The organism is Caballeronia eucalypticola (assembly GCF_047608185.1).
In the GTDB taxonomy this organism is placed as follows: domain Bacteria; phylum Pseudomonadota; class Gammaproteobacteria; order Burkholderiales; family Burkholderiaceae; genus Caballeronia.
In genome coordinates, this window is record NZ_JBLKRU010000011.1 from 52,789 (window position 1) to 70,047 (window position 17,259).

The 17,259-nt window shown below is 60.4% G+C and carries 13 protein-coding genes and 3 pseudogenes; 6 read left to right on the forward strand and 10 right to left on the reverse strand.

Annotated elements, in window-relative coordinates; translation table 11 throughout:
* Positions 1–20 precede the first annotated feature (20 nt).
* Positions 21–1,137 (reverse strand): annotated as a pseudogene (locus tag ACMX25_RS15005) (efflux transporter outer membrane subunit); the annotation flags it as partial.
* Here ACMX25_RS15005 and ACMX25_RS15010 point away from each other — a divergent pair.
* Positions 1,101–1,569 (forward strand): annotated as a pseudogene (locus ACMX25_RS15010) (LysR substrate-binding domain-containing protein); the annotation flags it as partial. The pseudogenes ACMX25_RS15005 and ACMX25_RS15010 sit on opposite strands and share 37 nt — an antisense overlap.
* On the opposite strand, the gene mug reads toward ACMX25_RS15010, so the two are convergent.
* On the reverse strand, positions 1,530–2,009 hold the full coding sequence (gene mug, locus ACMX25_RS15015; protein WP_414950750.1) for a G/U mismatch-specific DNA glycosylase: 480 nt from the start codon (positions 2,007–2,009) through the stop codon (positions 1,530–1,532). The pseudogene ACMX25_RS15010 and the gene mug sit on opposite strands and share 40 nt — an antisense overlap.
* 47 nt (positions 2,010–2,056) lie before the next feature.
* Positions 2,057–2,713 (reverse strand): annotated as a pseudogene (locus tag ACMX25_RS15020) (GlxA family transcriptional regulator); the annotation flags it as partial.
* A 336-nt stretch (positions 2,714–3,049) separates the two neighbouring features.
* Here ACMX25_RS15020 and ACMX25_RS15025 point away from each other — a divergent pair.
* Positions 3,050–3,349, forward strand: coding sequence for an ArsR/SmtB family transcription factor (locus ACMX25_RS15025; protein WP_414950751.1), 300 nt, complete (start codon positions 3,050–3,052; stop codon positions 3,347–3,349).
* Positions 3,350–3,398: 49 nt separating this feature from the next.
* On the opposite strand, the gene ACMX25_RS15030 is transcribed toward ACMX25_RS15025, so the two are convergent.
* From ACMX25_RS15030 to ACMX25_RS15040, 3 genes are all read right to left on the reverse strand, one after another.
* Complete coding sequence (locus ACMX25_RS15030; RefSeq protein WP_414950752.1) at positions 3,399–5,195, reverse strand: chloride channel protein; 1,797 nt, start codon at positions 5,193–5,195, stop codon at positions 3,399–3,401.
* Positions 5,196–5,247: 52 nt separating this feature from the next.
* Positions 5,248–5,661 carry a MarR family winged helix-turn-helix transcriptional regulator gene (locus ACMX25_RS15035; protein ID WP_414950754.1) on the reverse strand — a complete coding sequence of 138 codons (414 nt, stop codon included), beginning with the start codon at positions 5,659–5,661 and terminating at the stop codon, positions 5,248–5,250.
* A gap of 112 nt (positions 5,662–5,773) precedes the next feature.
* Entirely contained in the window at positions 5,774–6,913 is a 1,140-nt protein-coding gene (locus tag ACMX25_RS15040) for an HPP family protein (RefSeq protein WP_414950755.1), read from the reverse strand.
* Between the two features lie 1,178 nt (positions 6,914–8,091).
* On the opposite strand from ACMX25_RS15040, the gene ACMX25_RS15045 reads away from it, so the two are divergent.
* Both ACMX25_RS15045 and ACMX25_RS15050 read left to right on the forward strand, forming a co-directional pair.
* Positions 8,092–8,817, forward strand: coding sequence for a type IV pili methyl-accepting chemotaxis transducer N-terminal domain-containing protein (locus ACMX25_RS15045; protein ID WP_414950756.1), 726 nt, complete (start codon positions 8,092–8,094; stop codon positions 8,815–8,817).
* Between the two features lie 23 nt (positions 8,818–8,840).
* Positions 8,841–10,277 carry an MFS transporter gene (locus tag ACMX25_RS15050; RefSeq protein ID WP_414950757.1) on the forward strand — a complete coding sequence of 479 codons (1,437 nt, stop codon included), beginning with the start codon at positions 8,841–8,843 and terminating at the stop codon, positions 10,275–10,277.
* Positions 10,278–10,451: 174 nt separating this feature from the next.
* Here ACMX25_RS15050 and ACMX25_RS15055 read toward each other — a convergent pair whose 3' ends face one another.
* Genes ACMX25_RS15055 through ACMX25_RS15070 form a run of 4 tightly spaced genes read right to left on the reverse strand, consistent with a single transcriptional unit; the run spans position 10,452 to position 14,438 of the window.
* Entirely contained in the window at positions 10,452–12,038 is a 1,587-nt protein-coding gene (locus tag ACMX25_RS15055) for a gamma-glutamyltransferase family protein (RefSeq protein ID WP_414950758.1), read from the reverse strand.
* A 25-nt stretch (positions 12,039–12,063) separates the two neighbouring features.
* Complete coding sequence (locus ACMX25_RS15060; protein WP_414950759.1) at positions 12,064–12,654, reverse strand: flavin reductase family protein; 591 nt, start codon at positions 12,652–12,654, stop codon at positions 12,064–12,066.
* Positions 12,655–12,693: 39 nt separating this feature from the next.
* A complete protein-coding gene (locus ACMX25_RS15065) occupies positions 12,694–13,443 on the reverse strand; it encodes a GntR family transcriptional regulator (RefSeq protein WP_414950760.1) in 750 nt (249 codons plus the stop codon).
* On the reverse strand, positions 13,440–14,438 hold the full coding sequence (locus tag ACMX25_RS15070) for a polysaccharide deacetylase family protein (protein ID WP_414950762.1): 999 nt from the start codon (positions 14,436–14,438) through the stop codon (positions 13,440–13,442). Before ACMX25_RS15070 ends, ACMX25_RS15065 begins: the two co-directional genes overlap by 4 nt.
* 297 nt (positions 14,439–14,735) lie before the next feature.
* Here ACMX25_RS15070 and ACMX25_RS15075 point away from each other — a divergent pair, with 297 nt between their 5' ends.
* Together ACMX25_RS15075 and ACMX25_RS15080 are read left to right on the forward strand one after the other, a co-directional pair.
* Positions 14,736–15,806: an ABC transporter ATP-binding protein gene (locus ACMX25_RS15075; protein ID WP_414950764.1), complete on the forward strand. Its 1,071-nt coding sequence runs from the start codon at positions 14,736–14,738 to the stop codon at positions 15,804–15,806.
* 150 nt (positions 15,807–15,956) lie between these two features.
* Entirely contained in the window at positions 15,957–17,195 is a 1,239-nt protein-coding gene (locus ACMX25_RS15080) for an ABC transporter substrate-binding protein (RefSeq protein WP_414950929.1), read from the forward strand.
* Positions 17,196–17,259 lie beyond the last annotated feature (64 nt).

The window sequence follows — 17,259 nt, forward strand, 5'->3', positions numbered from 1 at the left end:
CGGGGGCTTCAATGCCCCCGTCAACGCGAGACGGTTCCATGCTCGTAAGTCGATTCCCAGCCGCCGCCGAGCGCCTTGCAGAGCGTGATGAGATTCGCGTCGGCGCTGCTCGGCGTCGTAGACAACAAGTGCATCGTCCACTTCGCGCCATGCTTCCAGTACGGTGTGCTGATAGACGATGGTGGCCTCCTGCTGTTGCGCCTCGCGCTAATGGGGCGTCCCCTTGAGGCGCCCACCCTCGAAGATCGGCATAGTAATCGAGGGGCCGACAACGAACTGTCCCGACGCCCAGTTGGCGAGACTGGAGAACTGAAGCGTCTGGAATCCCGCACTGCCATTCAACGATATGCGCGGGTAAAAGTCGGCCTTTGCCATGCCGATCGACGCCGTGGCCGCATGCAGTTGCGCTTCGGCTCGCCTGATATCGGGTCTGCGCTGCATTAGTTCCGACGGAAAGCCGATAGGCACCTGCGCAGGCAGCCCAGGCACGTCATGCGGCTCGCCGAGCGTTTGGCGAAGCGCGCCGGGCTCCTCGGCGAGCAATACGCCTATCGCATTGATCGTGGTCTCGCTGCGCCATTCCAGCGTCGGAATCAGACTTTCGATGGACTCCGCCTGCGCTGAAGCGTTGGCGACGTCCAGGTCCGTCGTTACGCCTTCATGCTCGCGTACCTGCGTGAGTTTCGCGGTATTGCGAGCGATATCGGGATTTTGATTCGCGATCCGAAGTAATGATTGCATGTCACGCAACTCGATATAGTCTCTCGCGAGTTCCGCGCGCACAGACAATAAGACTGCGTTCCGGTCTTCATATGAAGCGTCCGCGAGGGCGGAGGCGGCTTCGACACCGCGGTGATTGCGGCCCCAGATATCGAGTTCCCAGGATGCATCGGCACCTGCTTGATAGAGGTTGTAAGCCGGCGAACCCTTGGACCCCGGCAACGGCGCCACGCCCAGCGGCGTAGCACCCGAGGCGGATTGCGACTGCGTTTCCGTTGGGCTGACCCCGAGCAGCGAGAGGATGCCGTTCGGACTTCCGCGCTCGCGGTCGTACGACGCCGCGCCGTCCAGCGTGGGATATTCCGCCGCGCCCGCCACGAACCGACGCAGGCATAACTTATCTTGAAGCCTGCAGGAAAGTGTTGGATGCCATCACCGATGCAGAAGCCACCATTACGGCTGACCAACTCAATCCCGTGGGCACGTTGACCATTTCTGCGCCGGTCCTGTTTGGCCAGCGATATCAACGAGAACGGTGCGAGGTTGCCGGTCAGGCTTCGGCCGCGGATGATCGTCGACCTGGGTCCCGCGGCCATTCTTGCGGCCGTCGATGGCGTGGGCATAACCCAATTCCTGTCGTATCAGGCGGCCCCTGACCTCGACGATGGCAAGCTCCAGACTATCCTGAACGCATTCGAGCCCGAGTCGACGCCGGTCAGCCTGTTGCATGTAGAGCGGCGAAGCACCAGCGGCAAGATTCGGGCCTTCGTGGAATTCGTTACCGAGACACTACGCAAGAACGCGCACCTTCAGGGCATGGACGCTACAGCCAAGCGAACTTCCCGATAGGCTGCCACCAGCGCATCGAGATCGAACGCCCTGTTCAGTCCGCTCGGGTTCGGCAAGACCCATGCGTGTGCGCCGCCAAATACATTGGATTGCAGCCCCCATTCGATATTGCTCGTGCCGGAGATCGCCGCGAGCGCCATCTTCCCAAGGAACGCGATGTGGCGCGGTGCGTACTGCTCGATCTTGCGTCGAAAAGCATCGCCGGCGAGTTCAATTTCCAATCGCGATAGCTCTGCCGCCTGCGCGGTTGGTCGCGGGACTACCGTTGTGAGACCGCAGCCGTATCGAAGAACGGTGTAATCGTCTTCGGGACGAATCTGTTCAGGCGTAAAACCCGCAAGATGCATGACCCGCCAGAACCGGTTGCCTCGACCCGCGAAGTGATGACCTGTCGATGCCGCACGCATACCCGGATTGATGCCGCAAAAGATGAGCGACAAGCCTGGTTCCAGAAGGTCCGGAAGGGATGGTTCGGAGTCCACGTTACTCACAACACTCCCTGTTGCATGGGACTGGAGTAAGGGATCAAAACGCTAACTCCGGTCGACGCAGCAGGCCGCCCTTGAAAAGCAATCTGCCTGGGCGCGCTGTTACTGGTCCGTGGCTGCTTGCCTGCCTCGCCGCGGAATCGTTGCCGATATTGTTTTGGCGTGACGTCCAGTCGCCGGGAGAAGGTTGTGCGCATATGCGTGGCACTACGGAAGCCACATTTAAATGCAACTGTCTTCAGCGGCGCATCTGTCTCTTCGAGCAGCTTTCTCGCGCCGTCGACGCGAACCTGCTCGACAAACACCGACGGTGTCACCTTCGCGTACTTCGAAAATATTCTTGAGAAGGTCCTTCGGCTCACGGCAACCGCGCCCGCGAGCTGTTCGATCGAAAGCGCGTCGGTTATATGCTCGGTCACGTAGCGGTGCACCTTGCGGATAATCGGATCTTCATCCCTTCCTGCACCAATATACGGGCTGTACTGAGACTGGCCGCCTTCTCGCTGAATATAGACGACAAGGCGTTTTGCAACATGCACCGCCAACTCGTGTCCCCAGTCTTCCGCAACCAGCGACAGGCACAGATCGATACCAGCCGTCACGCCTGCTGAGGTAAAGAGGCGGCCGTCACGAACTAAGATCTTGTCGGGCTGCACATGCCTCCTAACCGGTATTGACGAGCGATAAGGCAGATTAACGCAATAGCCCGAAAAGAAGGATGAGCTAGCCGGCAAAAGTCTTTTGCGTGCGGGGAACAAGGCGGAGATGTCGACTTTCCGGAAGCGACGATGCAAAACGTATCACGTTACTGCGTTGGCTACTCCGGCTCGCCTATGGCCCAAAATTCACATTGATTGGTCCGGGATCGCGGCATCCAGGTGTTTCCTCTCCCGTGCCGGCTGATTAGACTTGAGGTCCTGCGGCAGGTGTCACAACTGCGATTTGACTCTCGCCTGTTTGTTCAGCTTCTATCGTGGTCCTGGTCGAAATCTATGGCTGACGAGAATTTAATTTATAAGCCGCTCGCCAATCCGTTCCGGCGCGAGATCCTCACGTGGCTAAAGACGCCGGACAAATACTTTGTGCAAGGACACGCCGATCTTGGTTGCGGGATTCCGTCAAACGCAATCCACGCGCGCAGCGGGCTTTCTCAATCGGCTTTGTCGGTGCACGTTGCCGCATTGATCGACGCGGGACTGGTTGTCCCGACCCGCGTTGGTCAGTGGATGTTTCTATCGCGCAATGAGGAAGTCATTCGCGCCTGTGCGGCGAAAGTCCGCTTGCATCTGTAGCCATTCCGATTTCCGGGAAACTTAGGAATGCTTCCGAGTCGTATCGTCTTTATGCGTCGTCTTTATGACCGGGAACCGGTGCAAACCGTTTCTTCAGGTGGTGCAGGGGAGAGCGCCGGAACATCTCCCGCCGCTCTTCTTCCTCGAAGAACGCGAGCGATGGTTTCACCAGATCGCTGCGGCTTATCAAGCCCACCAGCCGTCGCGATTGCGCATCCGACACGACGGGCAGGCGCTCGAGTCCATGCACTGCGAGCCGGTTGGACACGATCCGGCAGGTTTCCCCGGGCAACGCCATGATTGGTGTGTTTGCTCCGAACAAATCGCTCATGACCCGGATAGCTGGATTGCCGCTTCGCGCGATGAATCCGTCACGTTCGATCATGCCTATCAGCGCGCCGTCCTGTGTCACGGGAAACGCGCGATGGATTTGCTTTTCACCAAAGTACTTCGCCAGCACCTCGGCGACCGGCATATTCACATCTATCGTCTCAACCTTGCGCGTCATTACTTCTTCGACAAAATGGCGTTCAAGCGGATCGATGCCGTACTCACGATAGATGTGATAACCGCGGCGCGCGATTTTCTCGGTCAAGATGGAACGCCGCATCAGCAGCACGGTGAATCCGTATGCGACAGCCGAAGCCATGAGCAGGGGCAAGAGCACATTGGCGTCATGGGTGAGTTCGAACGCGAACACGGTCGCCATGATCGGTGCGCGCATCATCCCGCCGAGCGTGGCCGCCATGAATACCAGCGGCCACACTGCGGGCTCCCCGCCTGGCAAGTACGGTCCGACGATGGTTCCCATGGCCGCGCCCATCATCAGCAGCGGAGCGAGTACGCCACCAGATGTGCCGGAGCCGAGCGCGATGACCCAGATGATCGCCTTCACGAGTATCAAGGCCGCCACGACGCTTATCGCAAGATGGTTGTGCAGCAGATCGCCGATGACGTCATAACCTACGCCGAGCGCCCGTGGCTCGAAATAGCCGCCGATGCCGACTGCAATGCCGCCAAGCGCCGGCCACCACATCCAGTGAATCGGTAATTTGCCGAAGAGGTCCTCGACCTTGTACAGCGCCGATGACAAACCCCACGACATGGCGCCGGCAGCAAGACCTGCGACCAGGCACGAAATGAGCCCGAGCGGACCCAGTGGAATGGTTTGCAATGGGAAGAGGGCGCCGCTGCCGATCAGAAGAGGGCGCGTGAAACCTGCCACCGCGCACGCGACAGCAACGGGGAGCAGGCTACGCGGACGCAATTCGAACAGCAACAGTTCGACCGCGAGCAGGACTGCCGCAACAGGCGTGCCGAACACCGCCGTCATTCCGGCTACCGCGCCAGCGACGAGCAGCGTCTTGCGCTCACCCGCGGTCAGGTGGAAATATTGTGCGAGCAGAGATCCCAGCGCGCCGCCCGTCATGATGATTGGCCCTTCTGCACCGAACGGGCCGCCGCTGCCAATTGCAATAGCCGAGGAAAGCGGCTTGAGCACCGCGACCTTCGGCGACATCTTGCTCTTGCCAAACAGGATGGCTTCGATCGCTTCCGGAATGCCGTGTCCGCGGATGGCCTCGCTGCCATAGCGCGCGATCAGTCCAATCACCAGTCCGCCGATGACGGGAATCGCGATTACCCAGAGACCGAGCGTATTTCCCGCAGGCGAGCGGCTGTCGAACGACATCGACTGGAAGAAGAAAAGGTTGGTGAAAAGGTTGATCAGGTGGAGCAGCACATAGGCCGTGACTGTGCTCAACGCGCCGATTACTACGGCAATGGCTGTGATGCGCAACAGATGGGCATTCGCCGCAAAATCACCTCGTGAAGCGTTTTCGTGCACCTTGACTCCTCATCAACTCAGATTGGTTTGGGTTGCGTTGGCATTCACCAACTTAAAGATCGATCTGCGGAACGCGGAAGGTCCCTGCGAGCGACTTCAGTTCTGCCCGATGCAATTCGGCTAGCCGCGAGAGAATCTTTTCTCCGGGTTTCAGCAGATGAATCTCGACTTGCCGACGGTCGATTTCGCTAGGCTTTCTCTTGACCAGACCCAGCGCTTCGCACCGCGACACAAGCGCGACAACTCCGTGGTGTTGCGCCTGAAGTCGCTCCGCGAGTTCGCCGACAGTTGCCCAGTCCCGGTCCGGATAACCCTTGATATGCAACAACAGCAAATACTGCAGCGGCGTAACGCCTTCGTCCTGAGCGGCCTGCTCGGAGAACCGCTCGAACCGCCGCATCTGGTAACGAAATTCGGACAGCTGTTCAAAGTTCTCTTTGCTGAGTGCGCGAGAAGTTTCTTTCATTTGGGGAGCGTCCAGTCAGGAATCTAAACTAACAATGTATCACATGATGATATATATGTTGGCGCTGAACTGCGAGGATTGCTGGCAAACGTTCAAGCGATTCTCGCTGCGGCTATGCGTGTGTTTGTCGATAAAGACCGAGTATCAAGTCAGCCTGGGTGATCATGCCGGCGAGTTTCTCTTGAGGATCGAGCACCGGAATATGGTGATGGCCATAAGCGGCGAATAGGGGCACGAGCTTCGCAATCGACGTGGTGACGCTGACCGTGGACACGTCGGTCGTCATGATGGACGCTACCGTTGGCGCTGAACCGGGCGCAGCGGACAATTGTTCGATGAACGTCGCCAGCCCGCGAAGTTTTCCGGCCGCCGTATTTCTCGCTATATCGGCCGGCGTGATGATGCCAATCACGAACGCCTGATCATCGATAACAGGCAACGCCTTGATGCCATGACGCCGGAGCATGGAGGCGGCCGTTGCAATCGTTGTTGTGGATGTGACTGTAACGACAGGGTTCGACATGATTTCCGCGCAGCTCAATCCGCTGAAGCCGTGCACGTACGATTGCAGTTGTATTTCCAGCAGCAGCGACTCGAGATCGCCTGGGGCGATATCGAGTAATTCGTTGCGACGGCCGAGCACTTCCTTCAGGTCTTCCCGTGTGAATCCCGGACTGGCCGCTGGTGCACGGGCGCCTGATTCCTTGAGCGGGCGCGCCGCGTGGGGATAACGATGCCCCGTCGCCGCGTGGAACGCGATCGCGACCGCTAATAGTGAGAATGACTGTGCCGCTATCGGTGCAATGACGAATCCGAATCCAAGGGCATGCACTGCCGGTCCACCGAGCACGGCAGTGAGCGCGACTGCGCCGGAGGGAGGATGCACGCACCTGAACGCGAACATTGCGCCAATCGAGAGTGCCACTGCGATGGGCGCGGCGTCGATCGGATTCGTGATCCAGGTCGCACACGCCACGCCGACAATCGCGGAAACCAGATTGCCGCCGATGATCGACCAGGGCTGTGCGAGAGGGCTCGCGGGCACCGCGAACAGCAGCACCGCGGAGGCGCCCATCGGCGCGACCAGCAGCGGGATAAACGCGTGGTCGCCCAGGAAAACATGCATCACCCCCGCAGTGAAGGAGATGCCGAGCAGGGCGCCGAGACACGACCTGAATCGTTCGGGCCAACCAAGTGCGACGGGTGAAGGAGAGAAGCTGAGAAGCCAGCGTGCAAGAGCGGTTCGGAGCATAAGCCTGAAATAGTGTGAGCGGGCGGCCGTGCATTGGCCGTCTTCACCGTCAGGCAGCGTCTCCTGCCAAACGCATTGTCAAAAAGTATGTGATTATGACATATATTCACGCTGCTACAGCGCGGTTTGCGGTCGATATATGTCACGGTGCAACATATTATTGAGGCGCAGGCCTGGGGTGGATAGTTCGTGAACCGGGCGAATCATGTGGTGGTGGTAGACCGCATGTCGCGGGGAATTCTCTTTTAGGTAACCTGAAAGGACCGTTGATTGCTTTCGGGCAATGGAGTGCTTGGTCCAGGCACATTGACGGCTACCCTTTCATGCTTCTCGCAGTTCTCAAGCAACGGAAACATTCATTCCGATGCTTGTCTGGTTCGTTGCAGCTAGTAGATTCCCTAGTCCCCTCAAGTTTGACTAATTCGTGCCGTTAGTACCCTCACGTATCGGAGCATCTCCAAGTCACCACTGTATGGCTTCAATTCGCTTATTGAGGCGCCGTCGGCATTTGGGGCCGGTGCGAGAGAGAGCAAAAACAATAACCTGATTCACTTTTAAGGCACCTTCGGGTGCCTTTTTTTGTTCCCGTGGAGAAGGCCGGACGTCGTCGGTCCGGATGACCGCCCTCAGCCGATGCGCATCGCGCCAGTAGCGTACGACCCCTCACTGTGGCTCGGCATGGCGCACAGGCACAGTGCAGTGCACCATCGCGTCGCACCAACTCTGATCGCAAATCCGCATTTCGCAGCGCGCGACACACTATCAAGCGCGGGGCGACGACCCTTTGGACTTTCATTGAATGTTGCGGCCGGGTAACACGTCGTTGGTTGTCTGAGCCCTGCTGGGCGTATCAATGGCGGCTTTGCGCAATGCTGGAACCCGCCAGACGAGAACCCTGCTGACCCGCGCCACGCGGATTTTGGCACGGCTATTGCATTAGTACGGACCGGGGGCCAATGGCGGCCTCAGCGTATCAACCATTTTTCGGCCGCTCGCGTGTAGCGGCCGGCAGGGACAACGGCGTCCCGAGCGTCAACTGTGCGACCGAGCAATCGGGGTGCGGTTGCTGCTCGGGGCGCTTTTTTTTGCGCGTTCGATCAACCATCGCGAGTCTCATCCTGGTTCACGTCTTGTGATCGGATGAGCAAGCAAACGGTCTCAGGACATTGGCCTTAATCATGAAACAGTGGACCCATGCCAACCGGCAAGAAGTCTCAGCGCAGACGATCGGAGAGCTTATCAATCTGTCCGGCAGGCAACGGATGCTCTCGCAACGCATCGTTTTGCATGTGCTGCTCGCATCACACGGGGACACCTCCGCGCTGATGGTGGTGAAGGACTGCCTGGGCACGTTTGCGCAGACGCACACCGGCCTGGTGAGCGGCGATGGTCCGTTGACAGGCGTTTTTTCGGAAGCCCTGCATCAGCTTTATTTCGGCGCGCGCAACGCACACGAGAGGATCCAGTGCTTTATCGAGCAAGCGAATCAGGCGGTGTCCTGTCTCGAGTCGGGCCTGGCGGACGGCCGCGAGAAGACTGATGCACTCGTTGCTCAGGCCACGCCGCTGCTCGGGCTCCTGCAGGACATAACGCTCGCGTATCAATACGAGATGCGCAGCATCGAGACGGCGTCGCTCAAGCGTGAGCGTGACATTGCCGAGCAACTTGGAAGCATCTCCATGCAGGCCAATATCGTGGCCCTCAATGCGCGCATTGCAGCCGCGCGTGCGGGGCAATTCGGCCGTGAATTCGCGGTGATCACGACGGTCCTCGCCGACATCATCAAGGAGATGGACCAACTGATTCACAGCGTCGTCAACACGCGTAGCGCCAGCGAGGCGTCGCCTCAACGCAGCGTTCATCCACAAGGTCCGCACGTCAGTGCTGATCGCGCTTTTCAATAGCCTTCGCCCCGTGAGAGAGACCCATGAAAAACCTGCTGAATTCGCTATCGAGCGGTAACTGGCGCGCGTTGCTTGCGTGCTTCCTCTACTTCGATACCGGTTTCACCGTGTGGGTGATGTTCGGCCCGCTCGCGCCGTTCATCCACAAAGACATTGCGATGTCGCCGGCCGAACTCGGCTTCCTGGTCGCGGTTCCGGTGCTGGGCGCGGCCATCCTGCGAGTGACGCTCGGCAATCTTTATCAGGCCCACGATGGCCGGCGGATCGCGTTGATGGGCATCGCGCTGTCGGCTTTGCCGTCGGTCGTCCTGCTGTTACTGCCGTCCGCGCCGTCCTATACGTTGCTGCTTGTGCTCGGCGTGTTTCTTGGCGTGGGTGGTGCAAGCTTCGCCGTTGCGCTACCGATGGCCGGAAGCAACTATCCGCCCAAGGTGCAAGGTCTCGTGCTCGGGCTCGCCGCCGCAGGCAACATCGGCGCGGTGCTCGACGGCTTCATGTTCCCCGGCCTGGCCGACCATTTCGGCTGGGCGAAAGCGACGGGCGCTGCGTTGCCTTTGCTGGCGTTGGCGGCCACAGCAATCTTTTTTTGGGCGAAGGATCTGGGGCCCAAGTCAGGCAGCGCACCGCAAGCGTTCCTTAGCTTCTGCGTGACGCTGGGCGGACTCGTTGCGCTCGTGCTTGCTGTGCATTGGGGTGTTTTCGGTGCGGGCAAAACGGGTGTGCTGCTGCTTCCGGTGCTGGGCGCGCTACTGGCTATTGCAGTATTGCCAAAACACTACCGCAGCGTGCTGGTGGAAGGGGATACGTGGATCGTGATGCTGGTCTATAGCATCACGTTCGGTGGCTTCGTTGGTATGTCATCCTACGTAACCACGCTGCTGATTTCGCTGTATCAGTTGCCGAAACTTGAGGCGGGTCTCTTCATGTCGTTGCTCGCTTTCACGGGTGCGCTGGTGCGTCCGATCGGTGGCCTGATCGCGGACCGGATTTCCGGCGTGCGTGCGCTTGTCCTGCTGCTCGCCGCTATCTCGGTGTGCGACTTCATGTTCGCGGCGTGGATGCCGCCGTTGCCCGCCGGGATCGCGCTGCTGGTCGTGACCTACTTGTGCTTCGGTCTCGGCAATGGTGCGACGTTTCAACTGGTGCCGCAACGCTGGAAGGGCAAGACCGGGCTGATGTCCGGCATTATCGGCGCGGCGGGCGGGATTGGTGGGTTCTATCTGCCGGTGATCATGGGGATGGCCAAGGAAAGCACCGGCAGCTATCAGATGGGGTTCGCCACCTTCGGCGGGCTGTCGGCTATCGCGTTCGCGCTGGTGGTCCTGCAGCGCACCCGCTGGCTGGAATGGGCGCTGCCCAAGGAGAGCGCTGTTGTTTCAGACCCAATGCGTGCGGCAGGGGTGCGCGTGGACAGCGGCGTGCGATCAGGAGGGAAGACGGGGGCGAGCGGCCTGAATTAGCCAATCGCCCCCATGCTACATGCAGCTACGCAGCCGCGGGATAGCGGAAGTCATCGCCCGAGGTCGTGCGCTCATACACTTGCTCGCCGGCCACGTGGGTCACCTTGATCGCACGATCGTTGCCGAGCATCATGCCGGCTCGACCATGAATGGCATGCGGTGCGTGTCGAGTGTTTAAAGTCCTATGGCCTGGCCGTCGCTACGCGGATCATGCGCGCCGGACATTGCACCATCCGATTCAATCCGAATCACGCCCGGATGACCCGCAAGCGGACTCTGCGCTGCAATCGCGCTCACCTCATGCCCGCGCGCCGCTAAAGCGGCGAACACGTCGGCACCGGCGTTTTCCTCCAGCTTCAGCGCATCGCGGGTGTCCGAGAAGGTCTTGCCGAGCAGGAAACGCGGGCGGCCCAGCGCGCTCAACGGGTCCATCCCGTAGTCAATCAGCCGCGTCAACACCGCTGCCAGTGTTTGGGGCTGACCGTCCGCGCCCTGCGTGCCGAACACCAGATGCGGCCGTCCATCCTTCAGATACATGCCCGGGTTGAGCGTATGGAACGGCCGCTTGCCGGGCTTTACGGCATTGTGATGCGAAGGGTCAACGCTGAACGACGCGCCGCGGTTGTGCCAGAGAATGCCGGTGTCGCCAGCGACCACGCCGCTGCCCCAATCGAAGTAGACCGTCTGCAGCAGACTGACGCTGCGGCCCTGTGCGTCCGATGCACCGATGAACACCGTATCGCCGGGACGGAATATATGTGGCCACGCACGCGCTTGCTGAAGATTGATCGAGCGCGCGTGAGCGTCGAGCGTGCTGGTCGAGAGCATGTCGCTGACGGGAACGCGGTTGAACTCCGGGTCGGAGACCCATCGGTCCCGATCGACGAACGCGCACTTCACTGCCTCCACCAGCAAATGATAGTAGTCGGCGCTACCTTCGGCGATGGACGACAGATCGAAGCGGGCCAGCATACCCATGATCTGCAGCGTGGTGACGCCTTGCGTAGGTGGTTGCAGGCTCACGAGTTCTCCACCGCGATACGCCACGCGCAGCGGTGCTTCGTCGCGTGCGCGCGTCTTGATGAGGTCGCCGTGTGTCAGCGGTGAACCGGCTTGCTGCAAGCCGCGTGCAATACGCTCGGCGAGTTCGCCCTCATAGATTTCGCGTGCGCCATAGGTCGCGATGCGTTCAAGACTGCGTGCAAGCGCCGGTTGAACAAAGCGTTCGCCGATCGCAGGCGCATGACCGTCAGGCGCGAATATCGCTGAAAAGCCCGGCATTGCGCTCAATTCACCCGCGCGGAACTGCTGCCAGAAGTTCTGCGATGGCGTGACCGGAAATCCCTCCGATGCATGCTCGATAGCGCGATCGAACAGCGACGACCACGTGCGTTGGCCGCCCCATGCTGCCTGGCTGATTGCATAGGCCTGATGCCAGGTATCGACGGCTGCAGCGGTGGTCAATGTGGAACCGCCCCCACGCAACGGGATCGCGGCGGAGAACGCGGGCAATGTCTGCGCCGCGTGCCCGATACCCGATAACGTCCGCAGCATGCCCGCCTGGTCGCCGATGACCCAGAACGCATCGCCGCCAAGACCGGTGAAATGCGGATAAGTCACGCTCAGGGCCGCGCCAATCGCAATGGCCGCTTCAATGGCGTTGCCGCCCGCGCGCAGTACCTCGAGGCCCGCTTCGCTCGCAAGTGCATGGGGGCTGGTGACCATGCCTTCAGTGGACGTGGCAAGGGTAGCGTTGTGCATGGATGGGGTGCTCCGGGAGGGATGTTCAGCCGAGCGTGAAGCGCTCGCGGGTGGTCACATAATCACTCGCGCCGAACCGGCCAACGGGGAAGTAGTGCTGAAGCCGCACGCGCCACGTTTCGGTATCGATCAATTCATCGCGCGCATGCAGCCTGTGAACGCATCCGATGAAAATCTGACGGCTCGTGGTTTCCAGCGTTTCCCACAACGTGCATTCGAATGCCACCGGCGCCTCCGCGATTCGTGGCGGCGCGACTCGCGAGCTTGCCACGGGTGTCAGGCCGACCTTCTCGAGTTCGCTGACATCGGGCGGCAGACGCTCCCCGCACCGATGCATTTTTTCGGCCATCGCTTCGTCGCAAAGATGCACGACGAACTCAAGGCTGCGCACGATATTCACGGCCGTGTCCTTGAGCGAGCCATCGTCGAGACGGTTGATGCTGATCATCACGATGGGCGGCTCTTCGCCCAGCATGTTGAACATCGAGAAGGGGGCCGCGTTGATCGTGCCGCTCGCACTCACGGTCGTCACCAGCGCGATCGGGCGCGGCACGATCAGGCTCGCCATGAGCTTGTATCGCTGATATTCGGTGATGGCTTCGAAGTCTATTTCCATGATGGCGTAGATCAGTGGACCAAGGGTTGACGTTCGGAGTCAGCGCATGCCGAGCAGTTGCCCAAGGCTCTTTTCGCCCAGCATGCGTGACGTCTCGATGCGTTCTTCCAGTTCGCGCAGATGCGCTTCCATGCGTGTCACTGCGCCGGCTGCATCGCGCGCCTCGATGCAATCGACAATCGCCGCATGTTCCTCATGCTCGCAGGGCGCGTGGCCTGGCGGCTCGTAGACGCCCACGATCAACGAGCATCGCGACACCAGTTCGGTCAGGTAGCGTTGCAGGATCGAGTTGCCGCCAAGCGCCGCGATGCGCAGATGAAAGTCACTTGCAAGGCGCGCCCACGAGGGCTGGTCGAAGCGATGCATGGCTTCGTGTTCATCGGCTAGCTGACGGCGAAGCGTCTTGATGTCTTGAGCACTCGCGCGCAGCACCGCGAGCTCGACCAGCACGCGCTCCATCGAACGGCGTGCTTCGAAAATCTCGCGTGTCTCCTCGGCCGACGGCTCGGCGATGACCGCGCCCTTGTTCGGCCGCAGCGCGACGATGCCGTCGTAGGCGAGCTTCTCCAGCACGCGCCGCACGACCGCGCGGCCGACGCCGAACAACTGGCACAACTCTGGCTCTGGAAGTTTGGTGCCGGGCGTCAGCCGATGGTTGAGCACACCATCGAAGATCGCCTGATAGAGGCGTGCATCAGCGTCCAGCGCTGCTGGTGTGTCTGCGTCTGACTCGCGGACGGGCTTCTTTCGGGGCCTTGCAGCCACTTTCAATGCGGGTTTCGGCGTCATTTTTCTACGGGAAGGAGAGCCAGTTGCGACGTGCCGACGAGACCCTCGCGTTCCATCTCGTCCATGTGGCGCGCGATTGCTCCGGGCGTTGTCATCCAAACGTCGCCATTCGCGCGAGCGTCGGCGATGTGCTTCAGTGCGCGACGCAAATGACGCAGCCTGTAGGGCTGTCCGACGAGATAGGGATGCAGCGCAATGCCCATCACGAGCGCCTGCGGATGGCGGCTGCGGTTTGCCTGTTCGAGCATTTCATCAAACTGGTCGATGATCATGTCGGCGAAATCGCGTGCGTCGAGATGACGGCCGACCATCATCGGCAAGTCGTTGAGTTCCTGCGGGTAGGGGATGGACCACAACGAACCTGAGCGAGTCGCCATGCGCACCGGGCGGTCGTCGTGGCACCAGTTGAGCGTGTAGCGGTAGCCGGTTTCCGCGAGCAGGTCGGGCGTGACGCGCGATTCGGAGATCCATGGCGAGAGCCAGCCCGAGGGCGGCGTGCCGGCATGGGCGCTGATACGTTCCCGGCAATGCAGCAACAACGCGCGCTCGCCGGCTTCGTCCAGGTCGCTCTGGCGATGCGCATTCGTATGACCGTGCGCGATCAGTTCGTCGCCGCGCGCGAGACAGGCTTCGATGACCTCCGGACAGTGGTCATAAAGCGATGTATTGATCAGCGTGCCCGACGGCAGGTCGAGCTGATCGAAGAGTTCGATGCAGCGCCATACGCCCACGCGGTTGCCGTATTCGCGCCAGCTGTAATTGAGCACGTCGGGCTGTGGCGAGACCGGGCCGAGGGCCGCACCCAATCCCTCACCGAACGCAAAGTGCTCGATGTTGAAGCCGAGATAGACAGCGAGGCCGGTGTCGCCCGGCCACCGAAACGCGTCGGTATCGGTGATTGGCCGGTACGGAAAGCGGTCGTGCGTGGCGAGCGGACCGAACGCAGGACCAGACGCAGGATCGTGCGACGCGTGAGCGTGGCGGATGGTGTCCATGTGCAAAAGCCTTGAGTGACAAGCGTGCCGCGCGTGAACCTTTTTGGGGGATCGCGCCCCGCGACGGACCCGTGGCGCACCGCGGTTGTGCGGAATAACGGGTTTGATCGCTGACAGGTTGATTTCGGATTGTGTGCAATTTACACGCCATATCGTCTACGTTCAACAGCCGTGATGGTTTGCGATCAAATAATCGATATGCGGACAAAGTGGCATAGGTCTTGCATTCAGGGCCTTGGAGAGTCCTTAGCCCCGTCTTTGGTTTATCGAGGAAACGCCCTGCATGCGTTCGTACCCATGAGTCCGTCCACTTCTGCCGTGCCTGCCGCCGTGTTCAAGACCGAGCCCGCCGATATCGAACTCGTGCATGTATCGAAGCAATACGGCGACTCGCTCGCCGTCGATTCGATCGACCTCCGGATTCCCGGCGGCCAGTACTGCTGCCTGCTCGGGCCGTCGGGCTGCGGCAAGACATCGACATTGCGAATGATCGCCGGCCATGAATCCATCAGCGACGGCGACATCCTCATCGGTCAGCGTAATATCACGCGCGCGCAACCCGCCGAGCGCGGCACTGCGATGGTCTTCCAGAGTTATGCGTTATTCCCGCATTTGTCCGCGCTCGATAACGTCGCGTTCAGCCTGAAGATGCGCGGCGTAGCCAAGGATGCACGCCGGAAGCGGGCGGGCGAGCTGCTGGAACTTGTCGCGATGAGCGCCTATGCGCAACGCAAGCCGTCGCAGCTATCGGGTGGTCAGCAGCAACGTGTCGCACTCGCCCGCGCGCTGTTGAACGAGCCGCGCTGCCTGCTGCTTGACGAACCCTTGTCCGCACTCGACCCGTTCCTGCGCGTACAGATGCGCTCGGAACTGAAGCGCTGGCAGAAGGAGCTGGGCATCACATTTGTGCACGTGACGCACTCGCAAGAAGAGGCGCTCGCGCTCGCGGATATGGTCGTTGTCATGAGTCACGGACGCATTGAACAAAGTGGTTCGCCCTACGAAGTATTCAACCGGCCGCGCACGGAATTCGTCGCGCGGTTCCTCGGCGGACATAACGTGCTTGGCGCCAACGGCCGCGCATTTACGGTGCGCGCCGATCATCTGCGGATTGCGCCGCACGGCTTTACACCAGTGCAGTCACCCACGAACGAAAGCGGCTTCAGCCGGATCGGCGGCATCCCGTGCACGGTCCGTGAAACCGAATACCAGGGGACCCATTTGCGCATGACGCTCGCACCGCTCGACGGTTCACCCGACCTGGTTTCACTACTTCCCGATAACGAATACGACCCACAGCGGCTGGGCCCCGATGCGCGTGTCGTGGTCTGGTGGAACGAACAGGACGCCCATGCATTGGCGGCATGAGAGGGCGCCAAGCGAGCGCTCTGCGCCGCACGTTGCAGCGAACGACAATTTCAACCAAGGGAGATGGCCATGACCGAGCGTAACAAAGAACTGTCCGAACTCAGCACGAGTGACTCGTCCTCAAGCGCCGCGACGACCGAACCGAAGGGCATGTCACGCCGCACCCTGCTCAAGGGCGCGGTCGCCGCGGCTGGCATTGCTGGGTTTCCGTACGTGCATGCGCAGGAAAAGATCACGCTTCGTTACCTGGGCACGGCGGTGAACCAGAGTTCAGACATCGCGAAGAAATTCCAGGAAGATACCGGCATCCAGATCCAGTACATCCCGGTGACGACTGACGATGTCGCCAAGCGCATCATCACGCAGCCGAATTCATTCGATATTGTCGACACCGAGTATTTCTCGCTGAAGAAGCTGATTCCCGCCGGCACGCTGGCCGGCATGGACGCCAGAAAGATCAAGCTCGCCGACAAGATCACGCCGGTGCTCACCCGCGGTGAAGTCGACGGCAAGAAGATTGGTGACCAGGGCACGGCCCCGAAGAAAGTGATGTTCCTGACGGGTGCCCGCTCGACCGAGTTCTCGGCGACGCCCACCGAATGGATGACGCTGATCCCGACCACGTATAACGCCGATACGCTGGGCATCCGTCCTGACCTGATCAAGCGCCCGGTCACCAGCTGGGCCGAGTTGCTCAACCCTGAATTCAAGGGACGTGCCGCACTCCTGAACATTCCCGCTATCGGCATCATGGACTCAGCCATGGCGATCGAGGCGATGGGTCATGTGAAATACGGCGACAAGGGCAACATGACCAAGGCCGAGATCGACCAGACCATCAAGATCCTGATCGAGGCAAAGCGTGCGGGTCAGTTCCGTGCGTTCTGGAAGGACTTCAACGAGAGCGTTAACCTGATGGCGTCCGGCGAGGTCGTGATCCAGTCGATGTGGTCACCTGCCGTCACGAAGGTCCGCACGATGGGCGTTGCATGCAAATTTCAACCGCTGAAGGAGGGGTATCGGTCATGGGCGTCGGGCTTCGGCCTGCCGCGTTCGTTGCAAGGCCGCAAGCTTGACGCCGCTTATGAGTTCATCAACTGGTTCCAGGACGGCTGGGCAGGCGCTTACCTGATGCGCCAGGGATATTACGCGGGTGTGCTTGATACCGCCAAGACCCACATGCAGCCTTATGAATGGGACTACTGGATCGAAGGCAAACCGGCCGCGCAGGACATCAAGGCGCCCGACGGTCAATTGCTCGAAAAGGTCGGCACGGTGCGTGACGGCGGTTCGTACAACCAGCGCATGGGGGCGATCGCGTGCTGGAACGCGGTGATGGACGAGAACATCTATATGGTCCAGAAGTGGAACGAGTTCATCGCAGCTTAGCGCGCATGACCGGATTGCTGAACTTGATGCACGCCGGTCGATTTCCGTTTATCCAATAGGCAAT